The sequence below is a fragment of the Streptomyces europaeiscabiei genome (assembly GCF_001550375.1).
GTDB lineage: Bacteria > Actinomycetota > Actinomycetes > Streptomycetales > Streptomycetaceae > Streptomyces > Streptomyces europaeiscabiei.
Genome location: NZ_LRTR01000529.1, coordinates 1 through 8,673, shown reverse-complemented (window position 1 = coordinate 8,673; position 8,673 = coordinate 1). Strand labels below are relative to the sequence as shown.

Genomic DNA, 8,673 nt, shown 5'->3' with positions numbered 1-8,673 from the left:
CGCGGCCGAGCTTCCCCCGGAGTCCGTGGCGATGATCCGCCGTGTTCCGCCGGTGCGACAGGCCGCCCAACTGGCCACGACCTCGTCCACCCAGGTCCGCCAGGCGTACTCGTCGGGTGTCAGGTCCTCATCGAAGCCGGTGATCCAGTCGAGCCGGGCGGTGCCGCCCGGTCCCGCCACGCCGACGAGCGCGGCGTCCATCGGCGTCGGATAGCGGAGCCGGGCGGCCACGGTGACGGCCTGCCGGGCCTGCGCCTCGGCGAGGGCGCCGTCCAGGGCGCCGCCGCCCGCCGGGTAGGCGCGCGTCAGCCATTGGGTGGTCGCCGCTATGAGCGGGGAGAGGTCTGCGAGCACACTGGGCCATCCTTGGGTACGGGGGAAGCCGTCCTCGGGTACGGGGGGAATGCCAGGCACAACGTAGTCGTGCGCCGTCGGGGCCGGAAATGGCACAGGCCACGGAATGGACGTGCCCTGGACCACATCGCCCTCTTCGACGGCGTCGCACCGCTGACCGCTCTCCGCCGGAATCCGTCCCACCGACCGTGGTCGTACGAAACCCCCTACCTTTCCCACCATGAAGCTCCTGATCATCGGCGGCAGCGGGTTCCTCGGCGGCGCGTTGCTGCGCCGGGCCCCGGCGGCGGGATTCGCGACGGCCGCGACCTACTCCACCCGGCCGCCGGACACCGCGGGGGACGTCTCCTGGTACCGGCTCGACGTCCGCGATCCCGCGCAGGTGACCGCGGTGCTGGACGAGGTGGCTCCGTCGGTGGTCGTCAACACGTCCAGCGGCGGCGCCGACTGGGCGGTCACCGCCGAGGGCGCGGTCCGGGTGGCGATGGCCTCGGCCGCTCGGGGCTGCCGCCTGGTCCATGTGTCCAGCGACGCCGTGTTCTCGGGCGATCGAGGCGGCTACGACGAGACCTGCCTGCCCGATCCCGTCACACCGTACGGTGCGGCGAAGGCCGCGGCGGAGACCGGTGTCCGGCTGGTGGCGCCGCGCGCGGTCGTGGCACGGACCTCGCTGATCCTCGGGGACGGGCGCGCCCTGTCCGTGCATGAAAGGCATGTGCACGACCTGGTGGCCGGCACCCGCGACGGTGTGCTGTTCACCGACGTCGTGCGCTGCCCGGTGCAGGTGGCGGACCTGGCCGCCGCGCTGCTGGAACTGGCCGCGTCCGACGAAGCAGGCGTCCGGCACATCGCCGGGCCGGACGCCCTCACCCGGCACGAACTGGGTGTCCTCATCGCCGGCCGCGACGGCCTGGACGCGTCGCGGCTGCCTGCCGGGCGCCTGGGCGGCACCTCCCTGCGAGGAGCGCTCGACGTCCGGCTGGACGGCCGGGCGACCCGGCGAGGTCTGCGCACCCGGCTGCGCGGCGCCCGGGAGTTCCTCGCGGAGCGGCGGGGCTGAAGGACGGGTGCCGGACGGTGTTCTCAGGGTGCGGTGCGCGCGAGACCGGCCATGACCTCGACCGTGCGGTCGAGTTCGGCCTCGGTGTTGTAGTAGTGCGGGGAGAGCCGGACCAGGGGGTGGACGTCTCGGCGTTCGGTGTCGAACTGGGTGTGTTCGGGGACGGTGGTGGTGACGTTGATCCGCCGGCCGGCGAGGGCGGCGGCGACCTCGGGTGTGGCAAGGCCCTGGACCTTGGCGGTCACGATGGCGCAGCGGTGCTCGCCGAGGTCGTGGGTGGTGACGCCGGGGAGGGCGTCCAGCCGGTCGCGAAGGTACGCGCCCAGGGCGACGGCTCGTTCGCCGATGCGGTCCAGGCCCAGGTCGAGGGCCTGGCGTACGGCCGCGTCGAGGCCCAGGACGTTGGCGTAGCTCACCTCCCAGGTCTCGAAGCGGCGGGCACCGGGCCGCCAGGTGAAGCCGCGTCCGCCGTCCCAGTCGGCCGCCTGGATCTCGGTGACGTACGGGTCGAGGTACGCCAGCGCCTCGGAGCGCACCCAGAGGAAGCCCGTGCCGCGCGGGCCGCGCAGGAACTTGCGGCCGGTGGCGGTGAGCATGTCGCAGCCGATGGCCTCGACGTCCACGGGGAACTGGCCCACGGACTGGGTGGCGTCGAGGAGGAACGGGACACCCGCGGCCCGTGTGATCCGCCCGATCTCGGCCGCCGGGTTGACCAGGCCGCCGCTGGTGGGGACGTGGCTGACCCCGACCAGTCGGGTGCGCTCGTCGATCAGACCGGCCAGGGCGGCGGTGTCGAGCTGTCCGGACGCGTCGTCGGGGACGACCACGATCTCCGCGCCGGTGCGCCGGGCGACCTGGAGGTAGGCGAGCACGTTGCTGCCGTACTCGGCCCGGCCGGTGAGGATGCGGTCGCCCGGCTTGAAGGTCAGCGCGTGGAACGCCGCGTTCCAGGCCCGGGTGGAGTTGTCGAACAGCGCGATCTCGTCGGGCCGGCCGCCGACCAGCCGGGCGAGGTTGGTGTAGGTGGCGTCGATCCGGTCCCGCTCCTGCTGGGCCGCCTCGTATCCGCCGATGGCCGCTTCGAGTTCCAGGTGGGAGGTGACGGCCTCCAGCGTCCGCCGGGAGAGCAGGGCCGCTCCGGCGTTGTTGAGGTGCACTCGGTTGGCGGTGCCGGGGGTGTCCCGGCGCAGTGCGTCGATGTCCATGCCCACACCCTTCCCACGCGTCAGCGTTTCGCGAACTGGGCGCGGCCCGGCTGGTCGGTGTTCGGGGTGAGAGTGATGCCGCTGTCGGTGAGGGTCTGGCCGTGGATGTCGGTGACGCGGATGTCGTAAGCCGCAGCCGGCGCCGTCCGCCGAGACGAAGAAGTTGTATTCCTGACGCGGCAGTTGACGCCAGGTCGTCCCGGTGCGGACCTCCAGGGTGGCAACGGGGTTTGCGGTGGTTGCCGGACCTGGATCCCGCACCACCACTGTGTGGACCCCTCCTTTTGACATCCTCGCCTGCGTGAACGCAGGCGATTCCGGTCAGCACCGCTACGCGGTGCTCCCTCGGGTTCCTGCTTCATCGGCCCCTGCCACCCGAGGGTGGTCTGACAAGGTCTCCACAGGCTTGACGTCCCGCCAGTCCGGCGGTAGGTCCGCCAACCACGTTGTCGGACAAGGCGAATTTAGCAGTGTCGCTGCGGCCCTCCGGGCCGCTGGGCTCAGGATGCCCTACACCTCCACCCTGAAGGGTGGATCCCTGGGCAAGTGTTCGGTAGAAAGTGCCCTCGCCGGAGTAGGTGACGCCGGGCCGGACGTCGGCGTACGCCGGTGCCGTGGAGGTGGTCAGGAAGGCCGTGACGGCGGCCAGGAGGGCGAGTCGGCTGCGCATGTCGATGCCTTTCGAGGACGGTGGGGCGTGCTCGGGCGCCGAGATCCTGGCATCGTTGAAAGCTCAAGTGAAGCTTGATTACGGCCACACGTCGGAACACCCCGGTCGCACCCGGACTCTTGTCACCCACGGACGAACTCCGGCCCCTCGGGACTCATCTCCCGCACACAGAACGCTGATCGCCCCGGTCCGCCCCTGAGCCGCTGCCATATTCGGAAGCCACTTCGGAGGTGGCTGTGACACTAGAGGTGACGACATCCCGGGCGGGGCGGTTGGCGGAGCGGGCGGCCGGCCGTGTGCCCGACCCGGTCACTGAACGATCCGTCGACCGGACCGCCGACCGCATCGCCGACCTGGAGGCCCGCCGGGTCCGGGCGGTCGCGCCGTCCGGGCCCAGGAGACGTGGGGAGTACGGCGCCCGGGAGCGGATCGATCTGTTGCTGGACGCGGGTTCGTTCACGGAGACGGGCCTGTTCGTGCGGGCCCGCCCCACCGGGGAGGCCGCCGGGCGTCCGTACGGTGACGGGGTGGTCACCGGGCACGGCACCATCGACGGCCGGCCCGTGTGTGTCTTCGCCCAGGACTCCACGGTGTTCGGCGGCAGTATGGGCGAGGCGTTCGGTGAGAAGACCATCGCGCTGATGGACCTCGCCCTGAAGACGGGCTGTCCGGTCGTCGGCCTCAACGACGGCGGCGGCGCCCGCATCCAGGAGGGCGTCACCTCGCTCGCCCTCTACGCCGAGCTGGTGCGCCGCAACGTGCGGGCGTCCGGGGTGATCCCGCAGATCTCGGTCGTCCTGGGCCCGTGCGCCGGCGGGGCCGCGTACTCGCCCGCCATCACCGACTTCACCGTGATGGTGGACGGCGCCTCGCACATGTTCGTCACCGGGCCCGACGTCATCGAGGCGGTCACCGGCGAGCGCACCGGCGCCGAGGAACTGGGCGGCGCCCGCACCAGCAACACCGTCAACGGCAACGCCCACTTCCTCGCCGCCGACGAGGTGGACGCCCTCGACACGGTGCGCGACCTGCTGTCGTACCTGCCCGCCAACAACCTGGCGCGGCCCCCGCAGTACGCGCCGGGGGCCGCGCCCGCCGGGCCGGGTCTCGACACGATCGTGCCGGACCGGCTCGGGCAGGCCTACGACATGCGGGACATCCTGCGCGCGGTCGTCGACGACGGCGAACTCCTGGAGATCCAGGAGCTGTTCGCGCCGAACATCATCTGCGCGCTGGCCCTGGTCGAGGGCGCCGCGGTCGGCGTCGTCGCCAACCAGCCGCTGCACGCCGCCGGTGTCCTCGACATCGACGCCTCCGAGAAGACCGCACGGTTCGTGCGGTTCTGCGACGCGTTCGGCATCCCGCTGCTGACCTTCGTCGACGTCCCCGGCTATCTCTCCGGCGTCCGCCAGGAACAGGCCGGCATCATCCGGCGCGGCGCGAAACTCCTGTACGCCTACGCCGAGGCGACCGTCCCCAAGGTCACGGTGGTGGTGCGCAAGGCGTACGGCGGCGGATACGCGGTGATGGGCTCCAAGCACCTGGGCGCCGACATCAACCTGGCCTGGCCCACTGCCCGGATCGCCGTCATGGGCGCCGAGGGCGCGGTCGGGGTCCTGCACCGCCGTGAACTCGCCGCCGCGGCCGACCCCGAGGCCCTGCGCGCCCGCCTCGTCACGGCGTACGAAAGCACGTACGGCACCCCGTACCTCGCCGCCGAGCGCGGCTACGTCGACGCCGTCATCGCGCCGCGCGACACCCGCGCCCACATCTGCCGCGCCCTGCGAGCCCTGCGTGGCAAGCGCGCCCCGATGCCGGAACGCCGCCACGGCAACATCCCGCTCTGAGCGCGCCGAACCCACCGAGTCCCGTCACCACTCTGACCGCAAGCCGTCCCCGCGACGTGAGGAGCCATGCCCGATGGACAACCGCCGCCCCCCGCTCGCGCCCGTGTTCCGCAGTCTGCCGGAGTATGTGCGGCACTGGGCCGAGACCACCCCCGACCGCCGGGCGTTCACCTTCGTCGACCATCCCGCGCCGCACTCGCGGGGCGTCCATCGCACCCTGACCTGGCGCAGGCTGGACCTGCGGATGCGGGCCGTGGCCGCCCGGCTCGCGGCGGAGGCCGAGCCCGGGGCGCGGGTCGCGGTGCTGTGCCCGCAGGGGACGGAGTACGTCACCGCCTTCCTCGGGGCGCTCGCCGCCGGCCTGGTCGCCGTCCCGCTGTACCCGCCCGGTCTGCCCGGGCAGGACGACCGGCTGTCGGCGGTCCTGACGGACGCGTGCCCGGCGGTCGTCGTCACGACGGGCCACGCCCTTGCCGAGGTACGGGAGCTGTGCGAGGGCCGGGCGGTGAAGGTCGTCGCCGTGGACCACGTGCCGGACGCCGCCGCCGACGACCGGCGGCCGTCCCCGCCCGACGACACCGCCGTCGCCTACCTCCAGTACACCTCCGGCTCGACCCGCACCCCGGCGGGCGTGGAGATCACCCATGCCAACGTCGTCGCCAACGCCCGACAGGCCCTGTCCGCCTACGGCGCCGACGCGCACCCGGTGACCTTCGTGGGCTGGCTGCCGCTGTACCACGACATGGGGCTAGTGCTGAGTGTCGCCGCGCCGGTCGTGCGCGGGCTGCTGTCGGTGCTCATGGACCCGGTGGCCTTCCTGCACGAGCCCGTGCGCTGGCTGCGGCTGCTGGCCGCGCACCCGCGCGCGCTGAGCGCGGCGCCCAACTTCGCCTACGACTACTGCGCCTCGACGGTCACCGAGGCGCAGAAGTCCGGGCTGCGGCTGGGCGGCGTCGCCGCGCTGATCAACGGCAGCGAGCCGGTCCGCCCCGGCACGGCCGACCGTTTCCACGCCGCGTTCGCCGCGCAGGGCCTCGTGCCGGAGACCCACTGTCCGTCGTACGGGCTGGCCGAGGCGACCGTCTTCGTCTCCGCCGCCCGCCCCGGGGAGCCGCTCCGCGCGTTCGCGCTCGACCGGGACGCCCTGGCCGGCGGGAAAGCCCTGCCGGCGCGGCCCGACGATCCGAGGGCCGTGCTGCTGGCCGGCTGCGGGGCGCCGGCCGGCCAGCGGGTGCGGATCGCCGACCCGGTGTCACGGGCCGCCCTGTCCGAGGGGGAGGTCGGCGAGATCTGGGTGCAGGGCCCCAACGTGGGGCGGGGCTACCGGAACCAGGACCGGCAGACGCGGCGGGTCTTCGGCGCCGTACTCGCCGATGCGACGGCAGGTCCGGGCGAGTGGCTGCGGACCGGCGACCTGGGGACGGTCCTGGACGGGCAGTTGATCGTCACCGGGCGGCTGAAGGACCTCATCGTCGTCGACGGGCGCAACCACTACCCGCAGGACGTGGAGGCCACGGCCCAGGACGCGCATCCGGCCGTACGACGGGACCGGCTCGCCGCATTCGGTGTGCCGGGCGGCTCCGGGGAGCGGGTGGTCGTCGTCGCGGAGCACGCGCGGACCGTGCCGCTCGCCGACATCGACGTACCGGTCTTCGTGCGGACCGTACGCGCGGCCGTCTCCGCCCGGCACGGGCTGCGGCTCTCCGCGGTCGTCCTCGTCCCGCCGGGCACGGTGCCCCGTACGTCCAGCGGGAAGGTCTCGCGGGCCCTGACCCGTGAACGCTATCTGGCGGGTGCCTACGCGGTGGGGGGCGCGGAATGAGAGTCGTGAGGGACGACCGGGACGACCGGCGGCGGCCGGCCACCGGTGGTGAGGAAGGCGCGGTGCGACGGCTGATCGCCGAGCAGGTGGCCGCCTGGAGCGGTGGGGCCGCCGAGGACGTGCCGATGGACCGGCCGCTCGCGGATCTCGGGATGTCCTCGCGGGACGCGGTCGTCCTGGCCGGGGAGTTGTCCCGGGCGACCGGCCGTGAACTGCCGGCGACGCTGTTGTGGGAGGTGTCCACGGGGGACGCGTTGGTGGCACGCCTGTGCCGTGCGGCGGCGGACGTCGCCCCGGTGGCGGCCCCGCCCCGCGAGGCACCGTCGCCCGGTGAGCCCGTCGCGGTCGTCGGGGTCGGGTGCCGGCTGCCCGGGGGTGTGCACGGCCCGGCGGAGTACTGGCGGTCGCTCTGCGCGGGTGCCGACGCGATCCGGCGGGTCCCGGAGGACCGGTGGCGGGACTTCACGCCGTACCCGCCCGCCGACGCGCTGCCGTACGGCGGCTACCTGGACGACATCGCCGGGTTCGACGCGGACTTCTTCCGCATCACCCCGCGCGAGGCGGCCGTCATGGACCCGCAGCAGCGGATCCTTCTGGAGGTCGTCCAGGAGGCCCTCGACCACGCCGCCGTCCCGGCCGCGTCCCTCGCGGGCAGCGCCACCGGTGTCTTCGTCGGCGTCTCCGCGTCCGAATACGGACAGCTCACCGGCGCCGACCCGGCCGCCGTCGACCCGTGGGCGCCGGCCGGCGGGGCGCTGAGCGTGGCGGCGGGCCGTCTGGCGTACGTCCTGGACACGCGGGGGCCGAGCATGGCCGTCGACACCGCGTGTTCGTCGTCGCTGGTGGCCGTGCACCACGCGTGTGTCAGCCTGTGCACGGGCGAGAGCGATCTCGCGATCGCCGCCGGGGTCAACCTGCTGCTCTCCCCGACCGTCACGGTCGCTTTCCGGCGGGCGGGCGCCCTCGCGCCGGACGGACGGTGCAAGCCGTTCTCGGCGGCGGCCGACGGCATCGGCCGGGGCGAGGGCTGCGCGGCCGTGCTCCTGAAACGGCTGTCCGACGCCGAGCGGGACGGCGACCGCGTCCTCGCCGTCGTCCGCGCCACCGCCGTCAACTCCGACGGCCGCTCCAACGGCCTGCTGGCCCCCAACCCCGCCGCCCAGCAGACCCTGCTGACCACCGCCTACGCGCGGGCCGGTCTCTCCCCCGCGCACATCGACCATGTCGAGGCGCACGGCACGGGCACCCCGCTGGGCGACCCGATCGAGGCGGGCGCGCTCGGCGCGGTGCTCGGCACGGGCCGTGACCCCGACCAGCCGCTGCTCCTCGGCTCCGTCAAGGGCAACCTGGGCCACCTGGAGTCCGCCGCGGGCATCGCCGGCCTGGTGAAGACGGTGCTCGCCCTCCACCACGACCTGATTCCGCCCTCGCTGCACTGCGCCGAGGGCAGCGCCCTGAAGGACGACGTACGGCTGCGGGTCGTGACGGAGGCCGAGCCGTGGCCCCGGTACGGCGGTACGGCCACCGCCGGGGTCTCCGGGTTCGGGTTCGGCGGCACCAACGCCCACGCGGTCCTGGAGGAATGGCGGCCCGGCGCCCTGCTCCCGCCCCCGGCCGAGGAACCCCCGGCCCGCCTCCACCTCCTGTCCGACACCGACACCACCCGCGTCCGCGACACCGCCGCCCGGCTGGCGGACTGGCTCGCCACGCCCGAG

Annotated in this window: 6 protein-coding genes; 4 read left to right on the top strand and 2 right to left on the bottom strand. The window is 73.8% G+C overall.

Going from position 1 to position 8,673, the window contains the following annotated elements:
- Positions 1–354: hypothetical protein (locus tag AWZ10_RS26155; protein ID WP_107417496.1), on the bottom strand; the 354-nt coding region annotated here is incomplete at its 3' end.
- Positions 355–574: 220 nt separating this feature from the next.
- Here AWZ10_RS26155 and AWZ10_RS26150 point away from each other — a divergent pair.
- Positions 575–1,414 (top strand): SDR family oxidoreductase, encoded by an 840-nt coding sequence (locus tag AWZ10_RS26150; RefSeq protein WP_060892142.1) that lies wholly within the window; start codon positions 575–577, stop codon positions 1,412–1,414.
- Between the two features lie 23 nt (positions 1,415–1,437).
- Here the strand turns inward: AWZ10_RS26150 and AWZ10_RS26145 are convergent, their stop codons facing one another.
- Positions 1,438–2,619: an aminotransferase class V-fold PLP-dependent enzyme gene (locus AWZ10_RS26145; RefSeq protein WP_244172548.1), complete on the bottom strand. Its 1,182-nt coding sequence runs from the start codon at positions 2,617–2,619 to the stop codon at positions 1,438–1,440.
- A gap of 966 nt (positions 2,620–3,585) precedes the next feature.
- Here AWZ10_RS26145 and AWZ10_RS26140 point away from each other — a divergent pair.
- The 3 genes from AWZ10_RS26140 to AWZ10_RS26130 all read left to right on the top strand — a co-directional run.
- On the top strand, positions 3,586–5,136 hold the full coding sequence (locus AWZ10_RS26140; RefSeq protein ID WP_046709370.1) for an acyl-CoA carboxylase subunit beta: 1,551 nt from the start codon (positions 3,586–3,588) through the stop codon (positions 5,134–5,136).
- Between the two features lie 73 nt (positions 5,137–5,209).
- On the top strand, positions 5,210–6,958 hold the full coding sequence (locus AWZ10_RS26135) for a fatty acyl-AMP ligase (protein ID WP_060892140.1): 1,749 nt from the start codon (positions 5,210–5,212) through the stop codon (positions 6,956–6,958).
- Positions 6,955–8,673, top strand: a 1,719-nt coding sequence (locus AWZ10_RS26130; RefSeq protein WP_244172547.1) for a beta-ketoacyl synthase N-terminal-like domain-containing protein, incomplete at its 3' end; no start/stop codon positions are given. The genes AWZ10_RS26135 and AWZ10_RS26130, both read left to right, overlap by 4 nt.